The organism is Rhodococcus mengyinensis, from assembly GCF_048381435.1.
Taxonomy (GTDB): domain Bacteria; phylum Actinomycetota; class Actinomycetes; order Mycobacteriales; family Mycobacteriaceae; genus Rhodococcus_F; species Rhodococcus_F opacus_D.
On sequence record NZ_JBLWIT010000050.1, the window covers coordinates 52,449 to 76,305 of the forward strand.

Genomic DNA, 23,857 nt, shown 5'->3' on the forward strand with positions numbered 1-23,857 from the left:
CCAGCAGCTTCTAACCTCACGGTACAAGCGTTCCCAGTTTTCGCCAGGAACACGCCGAAATCAGGCGTCGCGATACGGTGAGTGGTGTGAGTGACCCAGGGAACATCGAGCTCGTCGGGCGTTCCCGCGAACTCGCCGAACTAGAGTCGATCCTGCGTGAGGCGCGCGAGAACGCGCCCGCCGTCGTGGTCGTCGAAGGCGTGCCGGGCGTCGGCAAGACCACTCTGATGGAACACTTCCTCGCGGCACATCCCGACCTGCCGGCGTTCTCCGCGGTCTGCGCCCCGTGGGCGTCCGGCCATCCCTTCGGCGTCGCCGAACAGCTCCTCGGGGCGGCCGTGACGTCGGAGGACCCCGTCGACGTCGCCCGCGAACTCGTCGCTGCAGTGGATCCGCCTGCCGGTGACGTTCCGTTCGTCTTCGTGCTCGACGATGCGCACTGGGCAGACCTCACCTCACTGCAGGCGCTGACCTCCGCCGTGCACCTGCTCGACCGACCGGCAATGATCGTCCTCGTCACGAACTCGGAACCTCCTGAGGGTGTTCCCGCGGACGTCCTCGACCTCCTCGACCGGCATCGCCGGCATCGGATCCAGGTCCGTCCGCTCGATGCGTCCGACACCCGAAGACTTGCGAATACCCTTGCGCATCTCGACCTTCCGGCCCCGGTGGCGCACCAGCTCGTTCAGCACACGGCGGGGAATCCACGGCACCTCACGCAACTTCTGCAGGAAGTCGACCCGAGCGCGTGGAGCCAGTGGCAGCCAGTGCTCCCGGTGCCCCGCACGTTCGCCGCGAAAGTGCAGTCACAACTGTCCGCGTGCTCGGCGCCTGCCCGGGCGCTCGTCGAATCGGCGGCGGTACTCGCCGGAGATCCCCGATTCGCCGACGCTGCCGCGCTCGCCGCCATCGAGAACCCGGTGGAAGCGCTCGACGAAATCCATCGGGCCGGCCTCCTCACCGTCGGCGAGCATCGCGGCGTGACCGTGCTGACCTTCCCGTCGCCGCTGACCCGGGCCGCCGTCTACCGCAGCCTCGGGCCCATCCGGCTGCGTGACCTGCACGATCATGCCGCACGGATCGTCGAGGACGAGGGCAGGCGACTGGACCATCGCGCCGCGGCCGCCCCGTTCGCCGATCCGGCGCTCGCGGACGAACTGGACATCTACTCTGCGCAGCGGGCGACCGTCGGGGCGTGGTCGGCTGTCGCGGACGCATTGATCAAGTCGAGCCGCCTCACCGCGGACCGCGGCGAACGCGAACAACGCCTCATTCGGGCCGTCGACGCTCTCGTCGGTGCCAGCAACCTTCCCCAGGCACTGGCTTTCGCGCCGGAGATCGAGAGCTTCCCCGAAAGTCCGTTACGCGACGCCGTACTCGGCTACCTCGCCATCCTCCGGGGACGACCCGCGGAAGCCGATCTGCTGCTCACCCAGTCGTGGACCGCATGCGACCCGGATACCGATCCGGCCACCGCCGCGCTGATCTGCCAGCGCCGCGTCCTGGACTCACTCGTCCGCTGGCACGGACCGGACCTCGTCGAATGGGCCAGCCGGGCCGTGGCTCTCGTCGATCCGGGCGATCCGTCGGCCGTCGAATCCGCGGCGATCATGGGACTCGGACTCGCCGCCACGGGTCAGATCGTGGAGGCACGGGCCGCCTACGACACGCTGTCCGCGAAGATCGCTCTCGGTGCCCAGTCCCAGCGCTTCGACATGGCCAGGGGCTGGCTCGACCTGGCGCTGGACGATCCCGAATCGGCGCGTCAGGAACTCGAGAGCGCCGTCCCCACGGCCTTCCGGATGGGCTCGACCCGCATCTCGCTGTGGGCGCAGGCCTGGCTGGCGCGAACGCAATTCGCCCTCGGTGACTGGAGCGGCGCGATCGCCACGGTCGACCGTGCCGCACACCAACTCGAGGACGCCGCGCTCGACCTCGTCCGGCCCCTCGTGCACTGGACCGGCGCGCAGACACACGCGCTGCGCGGAAACTGGCCCGCTGCGCAGGAGCACCTCCGCCTCGCGGCGGCGAGTTCGCACGACTACCCGATGATGTTCATTCCGTCCTCCCTGGCCCGCGCCCAGTGCGCCGAAGTGCAGGCCGACTACGCCGCCGTGATCAGGGCGCTCGAGCCTCTCACCCGCCTGCAACCGCGGGAGGGCATCGACGAGCCCGGCTTCTGGCAGTGGCCCGACGTCTACGCGAACGCTCTCGTGATGGCCGGTCGCGTCGACGACGCGGACGCGTTCCTCATCCCGCACGAGGAACGCGCCGTGGAGCGCGGGCACCGGTCGGCGATGGCTCGCCTCGGTTACGCCCGCGGTCGCGTCGCCGGCGCGCGTGGCGACATCGATGCCGCCCGGGACGTGTTCGAGACGGCGTTGACGCACCTCGACACACTTCCTCTCCCCTACGATCGGGCGCGCGTGAACTTCGCGTACGGCCAGACTTTGCGCCGGGCAGGCAAGCGGCGCGAAGCGGACGCCGTCATGCAGGCCGCCCGGGAGGGATATTTCGCGCTCGGAGCCACCTCCTACGTGCAGCGGTGCGACCGCGAACTCAAGGCCGGCGGCCTCAACCTCAAACGCAGCAGGTTCACACTCGAGGAACTCACTCCGCAGGAACGGGCCGTGACCGAACTCGTCGCCGGCGGAGCCAGCAACAAGGAGGCTGCGGGCGAACTGTTCCTGTCCGTCAAGACCGTGCAGTACCACCTGACCCGGGTCTACGCGAAGCTCGGCATCCGCTCGCGCAGCGAACTCGCGGCGCAGTTCCGCGACCAGGACTGACGTTCGGGGTGGCGGGAACCTACCCCGAGGGTGCCTGTTCGGGGCACCGCCGTCCGGCCAGGCTGGATCTCGACCGATGCAGCCGACCCACCGGAGTACCGAGATGGATGACACGATCGACGCAGTGCAAGCCGACCGCGACCTGAAGAACAAACACCGCGCCATGTGGGCTCTCGGCGACTACCCCGCCCTGGCCACCGACATCATCGCCGGCCTCGGGCCCGCCCTGGTCCGCGCCAGCCGGGTCAGGCCCGGCGACCGCGTTCTCGACGTCGCGGCAGGCTCCGGCAACGCCGCCATCCCCGCGGCGCTGTCCGGCGCGAGCGTCGTCGCCGGTGACCTCACCCCCGAACTGTTCGACGCCGGACGCCGCCGTGCCGCCGAACTCGGAGCCGAGGTGGAGTGGCGCGAAGCCGACGCCGAGGCCATGCCGTTCGCCGACAACGAGTTCGACACCGTGCTGTCGTGCGTCGGCGTCATGTTCGCCCCGCACCATCAGGCGAGCGCCGACGAACTCGTCCGCGTCTGCCGACCGGGAGGAACGATCGGCCTACTCAGCTGGACCCCCGAAGGTTTCATCGGGCAGATGTTCGCAACGATGAAACCGTATGCACCCCCGCCCCCTCCGGGCGCGCAGCCTCCGCCACTGTGGGGTCGTGAAGAACACGTCCGGGCATTGTTCGGCCATCGCGTCACCGACATCGTGGCAACCCGGCACACCGTGCGCATCGATCAGTTCCGGTCGCCGGAAGACTTCCGTGACTACTTCAAATCCCGCTACGGCCCGACCATCGCCGTGTACCGGAACATCGCCGACGACCCCGCCCGCGTCGCCGCGCTGGATCACGAACTCGCCGATCTCGCACGTCGTTTCGACCACGGCACCGGCAGCACCGTGATGAACTGGGAATACCTCCTCCTCACCGCACGGAAGTGGTAGCGAGGTCGACCACGATCGTCCTCTCGTTGCCCGGGTCGGCAGCGTCGTACCAGATCTTCGTCGTCTGACCGTCGACGACCGGTGCGTCGCTGCTGATCACGGCACGACGCCCGGTGTGGTGGCAATGAACTCGAGTTCCTCCAGTGTCAACGGCGACGCGGATGCTTCGGGCGCCGACGCGCTGACCACGACCTGCGCACCGGACGGCCGGGTGACCGACACGAAGGCACCGCCGTTCGACGGGTAGGCCGCGCGAACGATGACGGAACCGTCTTGCAGCGTTTCGGACTTCCTGTCCCGGTCGACTTCCGACAAAAGTTGCTCGTGAGGCGACGGAGTATCCCTACCGCTCAGGAGCGCGATCTCGAGCCGACCGGAGCCGCCCCCGGATGTTGTCGTGAGCACCTCGCACACGTTGTCTCTGCCGAAATCCCCCGGACGCAGCGAACCGATCGGACGGTCCAGGGAGACGCCGGTGCTCGACACACCGGACCACCGCTCATCGAGTGCCCGATTGATGTCGGCAACGGCTCCCCGGGTCAACACGGGTCCCGTCCCGTTCGATTCGGTACTGCACGCACGCATCGGCGGCAACGTGCCCGGCGGAACCCCGGCTGCGACAGCCAAATCCGGCGTCGTCGCGATGGCAGTGAGGTCGTCGAGGGTCAGCGGGGTGCGGCCGGCGTGCCGGGTTCGGGCGTTCGGCTCCGTCGAGTCGCTGTCGTCGACTCTGGCGACGACCCTGGTTCCGTCCGGTAAGTACGCCACTACGTCGCGCTTCAGGTGTCGCACACCGTTGCTTTCGGCCCACGTTTCCTGCAAGTCGAGCACGGTGCCGTTCGGTAGCATTTCGCGCCGGCCCAATCCGCCGGCTACGCAAGGCGGCACCGGCCGATCCCACGCGCGGACATCGACTGTCAGCGTGCCGACCTGTCCGTCCCGGACCAGCGAGCCCCGAGCACTGGTCGACCCATTGAACAGTGCCGCGTCGACATCATCGGGCAACTGCGATTGTGCGATGTCATCGATCGGCTGAAACTCGAGCGACTCGCCGGGACTGGCGAACACCACGTCCACATCGGCGGGCAGAGATTGGATGACGGCGTTCGTCATCGCGGTCGCCTTCGGACCGGAAAACCATGGGTACTTCGCGTTGTAGTAGTCCTGTGACGGGGAATACGCGACGCTGAAGCGCCTCGGCTCCATGGGCGGCTCGACGACGTCGCAGCCCGGGATGCGCGAGTCGGCGGACGATTCTTCGGCAGGCTCGTTCAGCATGCCCGCGACCACGATCCCCACCGCCACCACCGACACGACCACCGTCACGTCCATCCAGATGCTCTTGCGCCATTTCGACTCGACCCGCTGGGTCATCGCACTCCCCCTCCACCCCGACCATGCACACGTTACCCATTCGGCAACTTGGGTATTGCCCGGTCCGGAATGGGTTGCTAGAGTCGAACATGCATTCGAATGACCTTGGGGGAGGTTGGCTGTGGGGGCATTACTTCTCGAGGAATTACGCGCATTCACGGCGCGGTTGCAATGTGCCGAGGCGGCGAGTGGCGATGCGGGATTGGGCATCGATCTGCTCGACGCGATCGAGACGTTGAAGTCGGTCGGGTGCGCGGCGCAGGCGGTGATCACCGACGACGTCGCCACGTCTATCCGCGCGGACCGCAAGGCTGCCGGGTTGCCGCGGGCGGATTGGGACCGCGGCATTACCTCGCAGATTGCGTTGGCGCGCAGGGAATCCCCGAACCGCGGCGGTCGGCATCTCGGGTTCGCGCAGGCGTTGGTGCACGAGATGCCGCACACCCTAGCCCTGTTGCAGACCGGCCGGCTGAACGAATGGCGAGCCACCCTGCTCGTGCGGGAGACGGCGTGCCTGTCGGCGACGGATCGGGGCATCGTGGACCGTCGGTTGTGTTCGGACCCGGCCACTCTCGACGGGGTCGGCGACCGGGGTCTGATCGCGCGGGCGAAAGCGTTGGCGGTCGAACTCGACGCCGCGGCGGTTGTAGCCCGGCATCGCAAGGCGGTGTCCGAGCGTCGGGTCACGACACGGCCTGCGCCGGATTCGATGGCCTACCTCAGTGTGTTGATGCCGGTGGAGCAAGCAGTGTGCCTCCAGGCCACGCTGGGTCGAGATGCCGACAGCCTGATTGCCACCGGGAACAGCGGCGGTCGGACTCGCAATCAGCTGATGGTGGACCTGTTGTTCGAGCGCGGCAGCGGAGCATCCGTAGCATCGGGTGTGCCGGTGGCGGTGAATCTGGTGCTCTCGGACGAGACACTCCTCGCCGGTGGGCACGAGGCCGCGCAGTTGCAGGGGTTCGGGCCGGTGCCGGCGGGGATTGCCCGGCAGCTGGTGGCCGAGGCCGTCGATCGTGGCACCGAGACGTCGCTGCGGCGGGTGTATTCGTGCCCCCAGTCGGGGGCGTTGACCGCGATGGAGTCCCGGTCGCGCACGTTCCCGAAGGGCCTGCGACAGCTGATCGACCTGCGGGATCGGACGTGCCGCACCCCGTGGTGTGATGCGCCGATCCGGCATCACGACCACATCCGCTCACGCCGAAAGCACGGGGCAACCAGCGTGCACAACGGGTCCGGGCTCTGCGTGGCCTGCAACTACGCGAAGGAAGCACCGGGTTGGACCGCCCGCCCGATACAGCGGCCCGGCGGCACCCACCTCCTCGACCTCGGCACCCCGACCGGGCACCACTACCGATCGGCGGCCCCGCCGCTCCCGTCCGCGGCACGACAGTCGGAGGTCGAGGCGGTACTGATCGCACGCCTGCGTGCGTCGTGACAGCGCGATCACGCCTGGACGACGCCGACCACCGGGGCGTAATCACATGGCGGCAATGCCCGGCTGGTGTTGTCGAGGATGCTCCCGAAGACGACGAACACGATTGTGCCCCTGCCTGTCTCGAGGGTATTGGACAGCGTGACGATGTAGTCGGCCGGCCGCTCCTGATACAGCGGCGCTCGCCCCGACTGCATGGTGGTGAGGTTCAGCCAGGCGACCTCGACGAGGTCGCCCTGCAGTGGCGACGACATTGCCGTGTTCATCCCGCTGAAGAAGACATTGACCTTCCCCGGCGGAATGACTGGGACAGGAAGGTTCTCGTCGACGGCGGGGCCTGCTATCGCGCGAGCGATACCGACCGAATCGTTCTGCTCACCGAAGCCGGCAGGGAGGCAGTCGGCTGCGGTGGTGTCGTACAGGAACGGCTGGGCGGTGCCCTCGACGAGATGAACCGATCGGGGGAAGTAGTTGTAGCGCGGTGTACCGGCGGCGATGCGCCCGATGGTGGTCGTGATCGACTGCGCGGTGCGGGTGCTGATCGGCAGGGCGGCCGATTGGAGGGCGGCTCGCACTGCCGCCACGTCGCCGAGCGGCGGGGGCACGGCGCGCGCTTCACCGGCCGCCATGGAGACGAGCACACCGACACACGCCGCAAGTCCTGCAATTCGTCCACGCATGAATGGATGCTAGCGGCCATAGGGACTTGCCGAATCAGCTTCGTGAACGCCCGGCAAGTGCCAGGCTTGAGGTCATGGACAGCATCAACTCGATGGGTGACCGGTAATGGCCCGCCCGGTACGCGTCGTCGTGCTCGGCGCCGGCTCGTGGGGGACGACGGTGGCAGGTCTCGCCGCCCACAACACACCGACCCTGCTGTGGGCGCGGAACTCGGATACGGCCGACGAGATCAACAACGAGCACCGCAACTCCCGCTACCTCGGCGACCGCCCGCTCCCCGACTCCATGCGCTCCACAGCCGACATCGTCGAAGCGGCCCATGAAGCCGACGTTCTCGTGGTTGGGGTGCCGTCGCACGCGGTCCGCAGCACCCTCGCCCAGATCGCCAACGAGGTGCGGGCGTGGGTGCCGGTGCTGTCGCTGGCGAAGGGGCTGGAGCCGGGAACACGGCTGCGACCCACCGAGGTGATCGCCGAGTGCCTGCCCGGGCATCCGGTCGGGCTTCTCGCGGGCCCGAATATTGCGCGGGAGATCGTGGACGGACTGGCGGCCGCGTCGGTCGTGGCCACCCAGGACGTTCGGGTGGCCACCGCGTTGCAGCCGTTGTTCGCGTCCGCCGTGTTCCGGGTGTACCGGAACACCGATGTGCTGGGCTGCGAACTCGGTGGCGTGCTGAAGAACATCGTGGCGATCGCCTCGGGAATGGCCGACGGGCTGGATGTCGGCGACAACACGCGCGCGATGGTCCTGGCGCGAGGGTTGGCCGAGATGACCCGGCTGGGTGAGGCGATGGGCGCGAACCCGCGGACGTTCGCGGGACTCACCGGGGTCGGAGACCTGATCGCCACCTGTATGAGCCCGAGTTCGCGTAACCGGCGGGTGGGCGAGTACATCGCCCGCGGCATGACGGTCGACGAGGCGGTCGCCAAGTTGGGGCAGGTGGCCGAGGGCGTGAAGACGGCCCCCACCGTGATGGAACTGGCCCGCGACTACAACGTGGAGATGCCCATTGCCGCCGAGGTCGAGGCGGTGGTCGCGGGTCGGCAGACGCCGGAAGGCGCCTATCGTGGCCTGCGGAAAGTCGCTGCCGGCGGAGAACACGAGGTGGCATGACCGCACGACTGCAACCGGCAGTAGCACTATCTAGACGTTTCTAAGCAATCTCCTAGAAAACTGGGGCAGACTCCTGAATGGAGGCACCCCAGCAAGCAGCGTCGTGCGGGGACGTATGCGTGAGAGAAGTCAGCATGAGTTCACCGACCTCGGTTGGTCCCGGAGACTCGTCGGCGCGCGCGTTCCCCCTGTCACCCGCGCAAGCGGGGATGTGGCTCGCGCAGCACGTCGATCCCGCAGTTCCGGTGTCGGTCGCCCAGTACGTCGACATCCACGGCGACCTGGACCGGAGCGCCCTGACAGACGCGTGTGTCCGCGCGGCCGCCGAATTCGAATCGTTTTTCCTGAAGGTCTCCGAGATCGACGGGCAACCGCTGCAATGGGTGGACCCGAGCCTGGACGCCTCCGTCGGCTACCTCGACTTCCGGGACACGCCGGACCCGGAGGCGTCGGCGCACGCGTGGATGCGCACCGAGACCGCCGATCCGATCGACATCCAGCGTGACCGTCTGACCGTCTCGTTCCTTCTCCACGTCGGACACGACCATTACTTCTGGTATTCGCGCGCCCACCACATCGCGATGGACGGTTTCGGGTCCGTCACGATGCTCTACCGGATCGCCGCGCTCTACACCGCCGCGGTGCACGGACTGCCACCACCCGCGAGCAGTCCGGTCGGTCTGCGGCGCATCCACGAACTCGAGACCGACTACCGCACCTCCGCCCGCCGGGAATCCGACCGGGACTACTGGACAGAAACGATGCGTGGTGTCACCCACGCGAGCACCCTCGCGCGCGGCTCCGCGCCGCCGACCGCCGGTTCCCGGCACGTCGGCGCAACGTTGACCACCGAGGTCGTCGATCAACTCGAGAAGAGCGCGGCAGCGCACGGCGTCAATCCTGCGACGCTCACCGTCTGTGCGGTCGCGGGCTATCTGGCGCGAATGACCGGCGAGGACGACGTCACGCTCAGCCTGCCGGTGTCCGCACGCACGACCGCGGCGCTGCGCCGGTCCGGCGGCATGGTGTCCAACGTGGTGCCGCTGCGCATCACGTCCGCGGGGACCGGGACTGTCGGCGATCTGGTGTCCCGCACGCGCCTCGTGATGTCGGGGGCCCTGCGGCATCAGCGGTACCGGCACGAGGACATTCGCGCAGACCTGGGAAGCGCACTGTCCGGGCCGCGACTGTTCGGCCCCGCCGTCAACATCATGCTGTTCCCCGAAGAGTTGGAACTCGGTTCGCTACGCAGCCAATTGCATGTGCTGTCTTCGGGTCCGATCGAAGACCTCCTGGTGAATCTGTACCGGTACGGTCCCCGCGGACGTGTGCACCTCGATTTCAAGGCGAACCCGAGACTGTATTCGCAGGACGAGCTCGAGGGGCACCATACGAGATTCCTGTGGTACTTCCGGCACTTCCTCGACGCCGATGCCGCCCACCCGATCGGTGAACTCCCGGTCCTCACGGAGAACGAAACCGCGGCACTGGTCCCCTTCCCCGGACCGCCCGACAGCGTGCCCGTCACGCTCGCCGACGTGTTTCGCGCCTCTGCGTCACAGCATCCGGACGCGACCGCCGTCGTCAGCGCCGGCCGCGAGATCACCTACCGCGAACTCGACGGGCGATCGGATCGGATCGCTGCGATGCTGGCACGGCTCGGCGTCGGGTCCGGCGACATGGTCGCGGTGGCTTTGCCGCGGTCCTCCGACTACGTCTGCGCGGTCTGGGCCGTCGCGAAGACGGGGGCGGCATTCCTGCCGGTGGATCCGACCTACCCGGTCGCCCGTGTTCGGCACATGCTCGACGACTCCCACGCGGCAGTCGGGTTGACGTCCACCGAATACACGAACACGCTGCCGGACAGCATCGAGTGGTTACTGCGCGACGAGTCGGGCGGCTCGACCGCCGACGATGTGCCCACGCCGACAACGCGACTCGACGACGCCGCCTACCTCATCTACACATCCGGATCCACCGGAGTTCCCAAGGGAGTCGTGGTCACCCACCGCGGGATCGCCAATCTGGTCTCCGCGCAGCGCACCCGACTCGACCTCGACAGCGCGGCAAGGGTTCTGCATGTCGCATCACCGAGCTTCGACGCCTCCGTCTTCGAGATGCTGATGGCCTTCGGCTCCGGTGCTGCGCTCGTCATCGCCTCACCCGCAGTGTTCGGTGGATCCCCTCTCGCACGGCTGATGACCACCGAACGCGTCACCCACGCGGTGATCACCCCGTCGGTCCTGGCGTCGATGGACCCCGGGGAGGTCGGAGGCCTGCGCACACTCGTCGTCGCGGGTGAGAAGTGTCCGCCGGAACTGGTGTCTCGGTGGGCATCCCGATGCCGGATGATCGACGCGTACGGTCCGGCGGAGACTACCGTCATGGCGACCGTCAGCAAACCCCTCGCCGATGAGGAACCCGTCACCATCGGCCGGCCGATCCGCGGAATAAGGGCCGTGGTCCTCGACCACCGGCTCCGCCCGGTCCCCGCCGGTGTGGTCGGCGAGCTGTACGTCGCGGGGACCGCCCTGGCCCGCGGGTACCACCGCAGGGTTCGGCGGACGTCGGAACGGTTCGTCGCCGACCCGTACGGACCAGCGGGCACCCGCATGTACCGCACCGGCGACACGGTCCGCTGGACCCGGGACCACGAACTCGAGTACCTCGGACGCAGCGACGAACAGGTGAACCTCCGGGGTCTGCGCGTCGAGCCCGGCGAGATCGACGCGACACTCCGCCGGCATCCGGCGGTTCGATTCGCCGTCACCGTGATTCGCTCGCAGACGGCCGGCGATCAGCTCGTGTCGTATGTGGTGGGCGCCGACACCCTGGCCGAGCAGGAGCTGCTGTCGTTCCTCACCGCCGAACTGCCACCGCATCTGGTGCCGGCCGTCGTCGTCGTGCTCCCCGACATTCCGTTGACCCCGTCGGGCAAGCTGGACCGCACTGCCCTCCCCGAGCACAGCCTCCCGTCACGTTCCCGGACCGCCCCCAGAAGCGAGCGCGAACGCACACTCCACGGCCTGTACGCCGACGTTCTCGGGACGTCCGATTTCGGTATGGACGAGTCGTTCTTCGCGCTCGGCGGCGACAGCATCATGGCGATCCAATTGGCCTCCCGGGCGAGGAGTGCGGGAATTTCGTTCACTCCGCGCGACGTTTTCGAGCAGCGCACGATCTCCCGTCTCGGCCACGTAGCGGGGAGCGACCTCGACAGACCGGTCATCGCGGAACTGCCGGGCGGCGGGGTCGGCGACATGCCGCTCACCCCGGCGGCCCGATTTCTCCTCGACCGGGCGGGCGTCATCGACCGGTACGCACAGGCGGTGGCGGTGGAACTGCCACGGGGCATGGACACGGAGAGGTTGCACACGGTGATCGGCGCCGTCGCCGACCGGCACGACGCACTGCGGGCGCGCCTCGTGCGCGGCTCGGACGGGACGGCGTTCCTCACCGTGAGCCCGGCAGGCGCACCGCTGCCGGCGGGCACGATCCTGCGGGTCCCGCTGCCCGACCACGCCGACCCGGCGCAGCGTACGCGGGACGAACACGAGGCCGCAGTCCGCCGGTTGAATCCTGCTGCGGGCGTGATGGTGCAGTGCGTCTGGCTCGATCCCGGACCGGAAGACACCACGCGCCGCGGGCGGCTCCTCCTCGTCGCCCATCACCTGGTGATCGACGGCGTCTCGTGGCGAATCCTGATCGGCGACCTCGCGGCAGCGTGGGCGCAGGTGGAGGCGGGGATATCGCCTACCCTGGCACCGATCGGCACCTCCCTGCGCCGGTGGTCGCACGGCCTGATCGAGGAGGCGCAGCGGCCGGGCCGCAGGTCCGAGCTGCCGTTCTGGCGTGAGATGACCGCGTACGAGGATTCGCCGCTCGGCACCCGCCCCCTCGACGCGCGGCGTGACGTGAATTCCACCGTGGATCGGGTCCACACGGAAGTGTCTGCGGACGTCACGCACTCGTTGCTCACCGGCCTCCCGGCCGCCTTCCGCTGTGAGGTCAACGACGCACTGCTCACCGCGCTCACCCTCGCCCTCGCGCAATGGCAGCGCCGGCGGGGACGACCGGCCACCGCGCCGGTGATCCGGCTCGAGGGGCACGGCCGCGAGGAAGCGGTGCTCCCCGGCGCCGACCTTTCCCGCACCGTCGGGTGGTTCACCAGCATCTTCCCGGTTCGCCTCGACCTCGGGGACGTCGACCTGGACGAGGCGTTCGCGGGCGGCCCTGCTGCAAGCACCGCGATCAAGTTGGTCAAGGAACAGTTGCGTGCGGTGCCCGACAAGGGCATCGGCTACGGGCTGTTGCGGTATCCGGGGGACGACCTCGGCCAGGTCGCCTTCAACTACCTCGGCCGGCTCGATAACGCTGAGACAGAACATGATTGGCGCCCGGTGCGGGATGACACCGCCGTGTTCTCGTCGGCGGAACCGTCGATGCCGGCCACCGCGCTGACCGACATCACCGCGTTCACCACCCACGGCGTCCTCGACGCCACTTTCGCATACCCGGCGGGTGCGATTGCGTCCGAGGACGTGCGGGCGCTGGCCGATCTGTGGGCGCAGGCGCTGACAGCCCTCGCCGCGGTGGCGCGTTCTCCGCACGCCGGTGGACTCACGCCGTCCGATCTGCCGCTCGTCGCCGTGGACCGCAACGACATCGACGAGTGGGAGCGGGACCATCCGGGTCTGCTCGACGTATGGCCGCTGACGCCGTTGCAGTCGGGCCTGCTGTTCCACGCGGCACTCGCGGGTACGGATGCCGATCCGTATGCGATGCAGGTGATCCTGACCCTGTCCGGACACCTCGATCAGGATCGGCTCCGGCGCGCATGCGGCGCGGTGCTCGCGGGGCACGCGAACCTGCGCACCGCGTTCGTGCGCGACAGTCGCGGCGTCCCGGTGCAACTCGTGCTCGACGACGTGCCGCTGCGGTGGCGGCACGTCGACCTCACGGGCGTCACAGAGGATCCCGAGGACATCCTGCGCGACGACCGCACCACCCGCTTCGACATGTCTGCCCCACCGCTGATTCGGTTCACCCTGCTGTCGCGAGGGCCTAACCGCGCCGACCTGGCGATCACCGCCCACCACATCGTGCTGGACGGCTGGTCCATGCCGTTGCTGGTGCGCGAACTCTTCACCGCCTACCAACGCGACGATGTCCGCACCGAGCCGCCGGATTCGAGCCCGTACCGCGACTACCTGGAATGGCTGGCGACGAAGGACACCGAGGCCTCGGCGCGGGCGTGGGTCGCGGCTCTCGACGGCATCACCGAGCCCGCCGCGTCGGCCGAACCCACCCCCACCACGTCCGAGGCGGTGCTGGAGCTGAGCGAGGAGGACACCCGAAAGCTGACCGCGCGAGCGACCGAGCTCGGCGTCACGCTGAGCACGATCGTGCAGGCGGCCTGGGGAATCGTTCTCGGGCAGGCGACCGCCCGGGACGACGTCGTGATCGGCGCGACCGTCTCCGGCAGGCCCGCGGACGTCGCCGGGGTGGAGAGTGCGGTGGGATTGTTCGTCAACACCGTGCCCGTGCGGATCCCGCTGGTCCCCGATACCGACACCGCCATGCTGCTCACCCGCCTGCAGGCCGACCATGTGCGCCTCCTGGACCATCACCATCTGGGCCTGGCGGACATCCAGCAGGCAGTCGGCGTGGCGCCGCTGTTCGACACGCTGGTCGCGTTCGAGTCGTACCCCGTGGACCGCACCGCGCTGCCGGAACCCGTCGACGGACTCACACTGGACGAGGTCCGCGCACACGATGCGTCGCACTACGCCGTGACGCTGGCGGTGACAGTCTCCCGGACCCTCCGGTTGACGGCGAAGTGCCGGTCACGCCGGTACGACGAGAAAGCCCTGCTCGCCCGCGTCGGGCGCGTCCTCGAGTGCATCAACGGGGATCCGCACGTCGTCCTCGGCAGGCTCGACCTCCTCGGCGATCAGGAGCGCGAGCGGGTGCTGCGCACCTGGAACGCGACGGACGCACCGGTACCCTCGCAGACCCTGGTGGACCTGTTCGACGCGCAGGCCGAGCGTTCCCCGGAGGCCGTCGCGGTGGTCTTCGGCCCGGATCGACTGACGTACGCGGAGTTCGACGCACGGGTGAATCGACTCGCCCGGTATCTCGTCGCGAAGGGAATCGGACCGGAAACCGTCGTCGGTGTCGCGGTACCCCGCTCGATCCAGCTTCTCGTGGCGCTGCACGCGGTATTGAAAGCCGGCGGCGCCTACCTGCCGATGGACCCCGAGCACCCGCTCGGACGAACGGCACTCGTCATCGACTCGGCCTCACCCGCGCTGGTCCTCACGTCCGATTCCCGCAATCGCACGGTCCCGGACGGAGTCGCCGTCGTGGATCTCGATCTGTTGGACCTCACCGGGTACGACCCCCGATCTATCACGGATTCCGAGCGACGCGCACCGCTGCATCCGGCGAACGCCGCGTACGTCATCTACACGTCCGGTTCCACGGGCCGGCCCAAGGGCGTGACGGTGACCCACGAGATGATGGTGAACCAGTTCCGCTGGGCGCAGACGCTGACACCGCTCGACGGTTCCGATGCGGTATTGCACAAGACGCCTCTCACGTTCGACATTTCCGCGTGGGAACTGCTGTGGCCCTTGCACACCGGTGCACGGGTGGTGATCGCCGCACCCGACGGTCACCGCGATCCCCGCTACCTCGCACGGATCGTCGCGCAGGAGTCGATCACGACTCTCCATGTCGTGCCGTCGATGCTCGACGCCTTTCTGGAGCAGTGCGGGCCGCGGGAACTCGCCCCGCTGCGCCGCGTGTACTCGGCGGGTGAACCCCTGTCCGCGGCGACGGCATCGCGATTCGAGGGACGCAGTCCCGCCGCGCTGTACAACTGGTACGGCCCGTGCGAGGCGGCGGCGGCGACCTCGGAGTCGGTCGACGGCAAGGAGTTCGGCACCGCGGTCGCCATCGGCCGTCCCATTCACAACATACGTACGTATGTACTCGACAGCCGGCTCCGGCCGGCGCCGATCGGGACAAGGGGCGAGTTGTACCTTGCCGGTGCGTACTTGGCGCGCGGGTATGCCGGACGCCCCGACCTGACCGCCGAACGCTTCGTCGCTGATCCCTTCGGCGGAACCGGTGGACGGATGTACCGCACCGGCGACGTGGTGCGGTGGAATCAGTCGGGCCGGCTCGAGTATCTCGGGCGCACCGACTTCCAGATCAAACTCCGCGGCCAGCGCATCGAACCCGGCGAGATCGAGTCCGCGCTCACGTCCGACCCGGCGGTGACTCACGCGGCGGTCACGGTGCACCGTGACGCGGAAGCGGGAGATCGGCTGATCGCCTATGTCGTAGCCGCGGACGGTGTGCCGCCGGATGAGCGCCGGATCGTCGACCGTCTCGCCGGTCTGCTCCCGGACTACATGATTCCCTCCGCCGTCGTCCCGCTCGCGGCACTACCACTCACCACCAGTGGAAAGCTGGATCGCGCCGCCCTACCGGAACCGACCTCCGCGACCTCCTCTTTCGACCCGCCCGTCACCCCCACCGAGGACGTGGTCGCGTTCGTGTTCGCGGAGGTCACCGGCACCGGCGGGGTGGGCAGGCACGACAACTTCTTTGCGGCGGGCGGAAACTCGCTGACCGCGGCGCAAGCCGTCGCCCGCGTCGGAGCGGCGCTGGGAATCTCCGTCGACGTCCGCGCACTGTTCGACCACCCGACGGTCGCGGACCTGTCGGAGTATCTCGCGAAGCGAAGGCACCAGACCGGGCGGGCGCCCCTCGTCCCCCGCGCCCCGACCGCCCACGTGCCGCTGTCCCTGGCACAGCAGCGACTGTGGTTCCTGAACCGGCTCGACGGACGCTCGGCGACCGACAGCATTCCCGTCGTGCTCCGCCTCACCGGCACGCTCGACGAATCGGCACTGTGTGCGGCGGTGGGTGACGTGATGGAACGACACGAACCCCTGCGCACCGTCTATCCCGAGCACGACGGGGTCCCCTGCCAGCATGTTCTCCCCACCTCCGCGGTGCCGCCGTGCACGGTGCGGACGACGACGGACCCGATCGGCCGGGTCCGCGGCCTGCTGTCGACCGGATTCGACCTCACCGCCGAACCCCCGGTTCGCACCGAACTTCTCGCGGTGAGCGCCGACGAATGGGTGCTGGCCCTCGTCGTCCATCACATCAGTGCGGACGGGTTCTCGCTGGGACCGCTCGCCCGGGATGTGATGGCCGCATATCGCGCCCGGGCGCAGGGCAACTCGCCGGTCTGGATGCCCCTTCCCGTCCGTTACGCCGACTACGCCCTCTGGCAGCGTGAACTGCAGGACGGGCAGCGCGGACTGGCGTATTGGACGCAGACCCTGTCCGGGTTGCCCGAACTGCTCCCCCTGCCGTTCGACCGTGCGCGCCCGCCCGTCACGACGCACCGGGGCGCGAGCATCGAGTTCATTCTCGACGCCGAGATTCATCGGCGGATTCGTGCTCTCGCGCGTACTCACGTCGCCACTCCGTTCATGGTGGTGCATGCGGCGCTGGCCGTCCTCGCGGCCAGACTCGGCGACACGTCGGACATCGTCGTCGGCACGCCGATCGCGGGTCGCGGGCCCCGCGCACTCGACGATCTCGTCGGGATGTTCGTCAATACACTGGTGCTCCGGACAGACGTCCCGCTGCACACCACGTTCGCCGACATGATCGGCCGCGTGCGGGACGTCGATCTGGCCGCGTACGCCCATGCGGACGTCTCGTTCGAGGAGGTTGTGCAGGCGGTCGCGCCCGCTCGGTCCCGCAGTCGTAATCCGCTGTTCCAGCTGGCGCTCGCCTATCACAACACGGCGCCGGTCGTGATCGACCTGCCGGAGATCTCCGCCGACATCGTCGAGATCGAGACGCACACCGCGAAATTCGACCTCCAGCTCACGGTAACCGAATCAGTGGACGACGCAGGCGCCCCGGGACCGATATCGTGCGTTTTCACCTACGCCACCGATCTGTTCGACGACGACACGGTCTCGGGAGTCGCGGACCGGTTCCAGCGCCTTCTGCGGGCCGCGCTCGCACACCCGTCCGCCGTGATCGGCGACATCGACGTGCGGGACGTCGCGGAACAGCAGGCGCAGCATCACGGACCGCCTTCGGTGCCTCAGCGCACCCTGCCCGACCTGATGTCCGCTGCCGCCCGGCAGAATCCGGGGGAATCGGCGCTGACGGCGGACGGCCGGTCGATGACGTATCGCGAACTCGACGCCGAATCGAATCGGCTCGCCCGCGCCCTGATGCGGCGCGGGGTGGGACCCGAGGCTCTCGTGGCCCTCGGGGTGCCGCGCTCGGTCCTGTCCGTCGTCTCCGTGTGGGCGGTCGCGAAGACGGGTGCCGCGTTCGTGCCCGTCGACCCGCACTACCCCGCCGCACGGGTCCGGTACCTGATGGACGACTCCGGCGCCGCCCTCGGGCTGACCACCGCCGCGGACCGCGAGGCCCTGTCGGACGGTGCGGACTGGCTGTTGCTCGACGACCCGGACTTCCGAACCGAATGTCGCGGCTACTCTTCGGCCCCGGTCACCGATGCCGACCGTGCTCGGCCGCTGGATGCGCGCCACCCCGCGTACGTGATCTACACATCCGGTTCGACGGGAAATCCCAAGGGAGTGGTGGTGACCCACACCGGTCTCGCCGACTTCACGGCGGAACAGCGGGAGCGGTATTCGGTGACGACGTCGTCGCGCACCCTGCACGCGTCGTCTCCCAGCTTCGACGGCTCGGTGCTGGAGATACTGCTCGCGCTCGGTGCGGGCGCCTGCATGGTGCTCGCACCACCGACAGTCCAGGCCGACGACCCGCTCACGGACCTGCTGGCCCGCGAGCGGGTCAGCCACGTGTTCACCACGCCGACGGTGCTGGCGACGGTCGACCCGCGCGGCCTGCACGACCTCCGGGTCGTCGTGGTGGGCGGCGAACCCTGCCCACCGGAACTCGTGGCGGTGTGGGCGGCGCAGGAGCAGATGTTCAACGGATACGGTCCGACCGAGACGACGGTCATGGCGAGTATCAGTGATCCCCTGGCGGCCGGCGGGCCGGTCACCATCGGCCGTCCGGTCCGCGGCGCCACCGTACTCCTGCTGGATTCGCGTCTGCATCCGGTTCCGACGGGAGTGGCCGGCGAACTCTACATCTGCGGTCCGGGCGTCGCCCGCGGCTATCATCGCAGGCCCGCGCTGACCGCCGCGCGCTTCGTCGCCTCCCCGTTCGGCACCTCCGGGGAGCGGATGTATCGGACGGGCGATGTCGGTCGGTGGCGTCGCGACGGGTCGATCGAGTATCTGCACCGCAACGACTCGCAGATCGAACTGCGCGGCGTCCGAATCGAACTCGGCGAGATCGAAGCCACCCTTCTCACCCATTCGACCGTGCGATTCGCGGCGACGGATGTGCGTGAACTGCGGGACGGCGTCGACGCACTCGTGTCGTACGTGATCCCGGCACGGAACGAGACGGTCGATCCGGATCAGCTGATCCGCTTCGCGGCGACGCGTCTGCCGACGACGCTGGTGCCCGCGATCGTGGTCGTGGTGGACGCCGTCCCGCTCACCGTGAACGGGAAACTGGACCGCTCGGCGCTGCCCGACCCCGTCCCTCCGGCGACCGAATTCGAGGCCCCGCACACGCCCGCCGAACGGGTGGTGGCCACAGTGTTCGCCGAGGTGCTCGGACTCGACCTCGTGGGTCGTGAGGCCAACTTCTTCGCCGTGGGCGGCAGTTCCCTGTCCGCCACGCGCGCCGCGTCCCGGATCGGTGCCGCACTGCACACGACGGTGCCGGTGCGCGCGGTGTTCGACTCGCCGACCGTCTCGGCGCTCGCGGCATCTGTCACCGAGCAGACCGACGGCGCGACGCACGTCGCACTCACCGTGCGTCCGCGCCCGGCCCGCGTGCCGCTGTCGCCTGCGCAGCAACGCCTGTGGTTCCTCGCCCGCCTCGCACCCGGCTCCCCCGAATACACCATCCCGATGGCGTTGCGGCTGACCGGGGCACTCGACGTCGCCGCGCTCACCGCGGCCGTCGCAGACGTGGTGGGCCGTCACGAACCGCTGCGCACCGTGTATCCCGACAGTGACGGCGTGGCCTATCAGCAGTTGATCCCGGTGTCGCGGGCCGCTCCCACACTCCGACCGATACCCGTGTCCCGCGGTGACGTCGCCGCGCGGGTTGCGACGTTCGCGTCGAAGGGTTTCGCCCTGGGCGCCGAACCGCCGATCCGTGCCCGGCTGTTCGCCCCGGCCCCCGACGAATGGGTGCTCGCCGTCATGGTCCATCACATCAGCACGGACGGGTTCTCGGTGCCGGTGCTCGTCCGCGACGTGATGACCGCCTACGCGGCGCGGGTCTCGGGCGAGGCACCGCGGTGGCCCGAGTTACCGGTCCAGTACACGGATTACACCCTGTGGCAGCACGAGTTGCTGGGCGACCGCGACGACCCGCAGTCCGTTGCCGCCCAGCAACTGTCGTACTGGAAGGACACGTTGACGGGTGCGCCGGAACAACTGTCCCTCCCTGCAGACCGGCCGCATCCCGCCATTGCGTCGCACCGCGGCGGAACAGTCGAATTCGCGCTCGACGACGTGCTCTATCGCGCGGTCGAGCACACCGCTACGGCCCTTGCCGTCACCCCGTTCATGGTCGTGCACGCGGTATTCGCGGTGTTGCTCGCGAGGCTCAGCGGATCCACCGACATCGTGATCGGCACTCCCGTCGCGGGACGCGGGGATCAAGCCCTCGACGACCTGGTGGGCATGTTCGTCAACAACCTGGTCCTGCGCACCGACGTGATTCCCGCGGAAAGCTTCGCGGAACTGCTCGGCCGCGTGCGAGAGGTCGACCTGGACGCGTTCGCGCACTCCACCGTTCCGTTCGAAACCGTGGTCGAGGTGCTCGATCCCGCCCGGTCACGTGCACGCAATCCACTGTTTCAGGTGGCCCTGGCGTTCCAGAACCTCGACCACACCCCGCTCACCCTGCCCGGACTGCGGGTGTCGGCGATGACTCCCCCTACCCGGTCGGCCCGATTCGACCTGCAACTCACCGTGACCGCCGATCCGGACCCGTCGACGGAACGCACCCGGCGTGCGGCGGTGTTCACGTACGCCACCGACCTGTTCGACCACCACACCGTCGCGGACATCGGCGAACGGTTCATCCGGATGTTGAGCGAGGCCGTCGCACAACCGGATACGTCCGTCGGCGACCTCGCCCTCCTCGATCCGGACCCGGACGTCCCCACCGCCGCGCCGTCCTCCGGCGAGACTCTCGTCGATCTGTTCGAGCGGCAGGTCGCCGGTTCACCTGACGCGACCGCACTCGTCTCCGGAGATCGTGCGCTCACCTACCGTGAACTCGACGAGCACGTGAATCGACTGGCCCGCCACCTGATCGGCGCCGGCGTCGGCCCGGAGTCCATGGTGGGACTGGCGATTCGCCGCTCGGTCGAACTCCTCGTCGGAATGTATGCCGTCGCCAAGGCGGGCGGGGCGTACGTGCCGATCGACCCCGATCAGCCCGCGCAGCGCAATGCCCAGGTCATCCGGTCCTCGGACACACGCGTCGTCCTCACCACCGAGCGCGACCGGTTCGACCTCTCCGACGTCCTGCCCACGGAGACACAGCTCGTCGTCATCGACCGGGTGGACCTGTCCGGCGTCGATCCGTCGCCGATCTCCGACCTGGACCGGATCGCTCCCCTGCGGGCGCAGAACCCCGCGTACGCGATCCACACGTCGGGCTCGACGGGCACCCCCAAGGGGGTCGTCGTGACTCATGCGGCCGTCGTGAGCTTCCTGAGCTGGCGCCAGGACACCGACCCGCTCAGCGCGGACGACACGGTGATGCTCAAGTTGCAGTACACGTTCGACGCCTCGGTCCGCGAGTTCTGGTGGCCGCTGATCGCCGGTGCGCGGCTGGTGATCGCTCGACCGGACGGCCACCGCGACCCGCGGCATCTCGCCGAGCTGATCGGACGGCACCGGGTGACCGCGGGATACTTCCTTCCCCTGATGCTGGCCGAGATCCTCGCGATCCCCGACGCAGACCTCACGTCACTGCGGCAGGTGTCCTGTGGCGGGGAGGTCCTGCCTCCCGGCACGGCACACAGTTTCCACGCGCGGTGCCCGGATGCCGTGCTGTACAACGAGTACGGCCCGACCGAGACGGCGGTCGCTGTGACCCGCACGGTCGTCGGCACGGAGGCCGCGACCGTCTCGATCGGTGTGCCGCAGAAGGGCGTCGGCGTGCTCGTGCTGGATTCGCGGCTGCATCCGGTGCCCGTCGGCGTTCCGGGTGAGCTCTACCTCGCCGGTGCCCAGTTGGCGCGCGGCTATCTCGGGCAGCCGGGGGTGACAGCCGCCCGATTCCCCGCCAATCCGTGGGGACCGCCCGGTCAGCGGATGTACCGGACAGGCGACGTGGTGAGTCGCCGCAGAGACGGGACGATCGACTATCTCGGCCGGCGCGATCTCCAGGTGAAGATCCGCGGTCAGCGCGTCGAACTGGAGGAGATCGAGACGGCGCTGCGACGCCATGCTGCCGTCGCGCAGTCCGCGGCGGCCGTGTACGAATCAGCCGGCACGGGGGCCCGGCTGGTCGGCTACGTGGTGCCGCGTCCGGACATGGTGGTGGACACCCGTGCCGTGTCGGCGGAACTGGCACAGCGGCTGCCTCGCTACATGGTGCCCAACCAGGTCGTGGTGCTGGAGGCGCTACCGTCCACACCCCACGGCAAGCTGGATCGACGGGCGCTTCCGGATCCGGGGGTGCCGCGGGCGCAGCGGTTCCGTCCCCCGACGACCCGCACCGAGAAACTGGTCACCGCGGTGTTCGCGGACGTTCTCGGCACGGGTCTGGTGGGGCTGGACGACAATTTCTTCGAACTGGGCGGCAACTCGCTGTCCGCGACCAGGGCGGCGTCGCGGCTGCACGCCACGACTCGGGTCGAGGTCCGCCTCGAATGGTTCTTCGCCGACGCGACCGCGGAGAGCATCGCCGCGCGAATCTCGTCGAGTTTCGCGGCGGCCTCCGACGCTTCCGCCGGACTCGGGGTGTTGCTGCCGCTGCACCCGGACGGTGGACGGGAGCCGCTGTTCTGCATCCATCCGGCCATCGGGTTGGCCTGGTGCTATGCGGGATTGAGTGCGCATCTCGGCCCCGACCGCCCCGTCTGGGGGGTGCAGTCGCCCGCCGTGACCGTGCCCGGCGAACGGTTTTCGTCGATCACGCAGCGGGCCCATCGATATGTGGAGGAGATTCGCCGTGTGCAGCCGCGGGGGCCGTATCACCTGCTCGGGTACTCGGTGGGCGGCGTGATCGCGCACGCGATGGCCGTCGAGTTGCGCTCGCTCGGCGAGGAGGTGCGTGTGCTCGCGATGATCGACAGCTACGCGGCGGCGGAGCGGGACACCCCGGCACCGACGCTGCCGGAACTGCTCACGGAATTCGGCGGCGGGGCGTCGGAGCACCTCGGGCCGGAGCAGCTGACCCGGTTGTACGAGGACTACGTCGACGTCGTCGACGCTGCCGCCGACTTCGTACCGGGACACTTCGACGGCGACCTGGCGTTCTTCGGCGCTGCCAGGAACGGATCCCAGCCCGCTCCGGCGAGCGCAACGTGGCGGCCGTGGATCGATGGGGACGTCATCGCACACACCGTCGACCGCCCACACACCCGGATGACCGACCCGGAGGCGCTGGCCGTCATCGGACCGATCCTGGCCGAATACCTGGCGGGCGCCTCAGCCACCGACGGGACGGAGAATCCACCAGCCACCCAGTGCGAGGCAGCTCAGCGTTACGAGTAGGGACAGACCCACCCAGACGATGCCGGGAACGCGGGTGAGCCGCGCCAGCTGATCCGCATCCGACTCCGGTGCTGCGCCGCGGGCGCGTTGCCGCTGCAGTTCGAGGACCGGACGCGGCGCGGCGACGAGCATGAACAGGGTGATCAGATACGCCGCGGCCACCTGCTGGTCCTGCGTCCCGAACCACACGAGTCCGAACAGCAGCGCCCCGACCACCGTCAGGGAGAACAACCCGTACAGGTTTCGGACGAGGATCAGCATGGCCGCAAGAGCGACGACACCGATCCACAGCACCGCGACCGCGTGCTGGGTGCCCAGCACCCAGGCCGCACCGAGCCCCAGAACGGCAGGACCCACGTAGCCGGCGAACGTCATGAGGACCACACCGAGCCCGGTCGGTTTGCCGGACGAGATGGCGACACCCGACGTGTCCGAGTGCAGCCGCACCCCCTTCAGCGTTCGACCGAACAGCAGGGCGACCACCAGATGCGCGCCCTCGTGCACGATGGTCACCACGTTGCGGGTGACTCGCCAGGCGTGCGGTTCGAGGACGAGTATCACCGCCACCACCGCCGTGACCTGAACGATCCAGGGAGCCGGCGCGGGGCTGACGGCGCTCATGCGCTCCCACAGCGATTGAATTCCATTCATCGGCGCCGAGTGTACGGCGACCGGCTGC

General features: G+C 68.9%; 8 protein-coding genes. 5 read left to right on the forward strand and 3 right to left on the reverse strand.

The genetic code is table 11. The features are described from left to right. Positions 1–86: 86 nt before the first annotated feature. Entirely contained in the window at positions 87–2,789 is a 2,703-nt protein-coding gene (locus ACNJ7E_RS09355) for a helix-turn-helix transcriptional regulator (RefSeq protein WP_280780453.1), read from the forward strand. 103 nt (positions 2,790–2,892) lie between these two features. After that, entirely contained in the window at positions 2,893–3,729 is an 837-nt protein-coding gene (locus ACNJ7E_RS09360; RefSeq protein WP_280780454.1) for a class I SAM-dependent methyltransferase, read from the forward strand. Between the two features lie 96 nt (positions 3,730–3,825). Here ACNJ7E_RS09360 and ACNJ7E_RS09365 read toward each other — a convergent pair whose 3' ends face one another. Then, complete coding sequence (locus ACNJ7E_RS09365) at positions 3,826–5,103, reverse strand: hypothetical protein (protein WP_418339677.1); 1,278 nt, start codon at positions 5,101–5,103, stop codon at positions 3,826–3,828. A 121-nt stretch (positions 5,104–5,224) separates the two neighbouring features. On the opposite strand from ACNJ7E_RS09365, the gene ACNJ7E_RS09370 reads away from it, so the two are divergent. Further along, a complete protein-coding gene (locus ACNJ7E_RS09370; RefSeq protein ID WP_418339678.1) occupies positions 5,225–6,541 on the forward strand; it encodes an HNH endonuclease in 1,317 nt (438 codons plus the stop codon). An 8-nt stretch (positions 6,542–6,549) separates the two neighbouring features. Here the strand turns inward: ACNJ7E_RS09370 and ACNJ7E_RS09375 are convergent, their stop codons facing one another. After that, positions 6,550–7,218: an Rv1157c family protein gene (locus tag ACNJ7E_RS09375; RefSeq protein ID WP_418339679.1), complete on the reverse strand. Its 669-nt coding sequence runs from the start codon at positions 7,216–7,218 to the stop codon at positions 6,550–6,552. Positions 7,219–7,324: 106 nt separating this feature from the next. Here ACNJ7E_RS09375 and ACNJ7E_RS09380 point away from each other — a divergent pair, with 106 nt between their 5' ends. Then, a complete protein-coding gene (locus ACNJ7E_RS09380) occupies positions 7,325–8,332 on the forward strand; it encodes an NAD(P)H-dependent glycerol-3-phosphate dehydrogenase (RefSeq protein WP_105415523.1) in 1,008 nt (335 codons plus the stop codon). Between the two features lie 134 nt (positions 8,333–8,466). Further along, positions 8,467–23,178, forward strand: coding sequence for a non-ribosomal peptide synthetase (locus tag ACNJ7E_RS09385; RefSeq protein WP_418339680.1), 14,712 nt, complete (start codon positions 8,467–8,469; stop codon positions 23,176–23,178). Here ACNJ7E_RS09385 and ACNJ7E_RS09390 read toward each other — a convergent pair. After that, a complete protein-coding gene (locus tag ACNJ7E_RS09390; RefSeq protein ID WP_280780458.1) occupies positions 23,113–23,829 on the reverse strand; it encodes a M50 family metallopeptidase in 717 nt (238 codons plus the stop codon). The two genes, ACNJ7E_RS09385 and ACNJ7E_RS09390, sit on opposite strands and share 66 nt — an antisense overlap. Positions 23,830–23,857 lie beyond the last annotated feature (28 nt).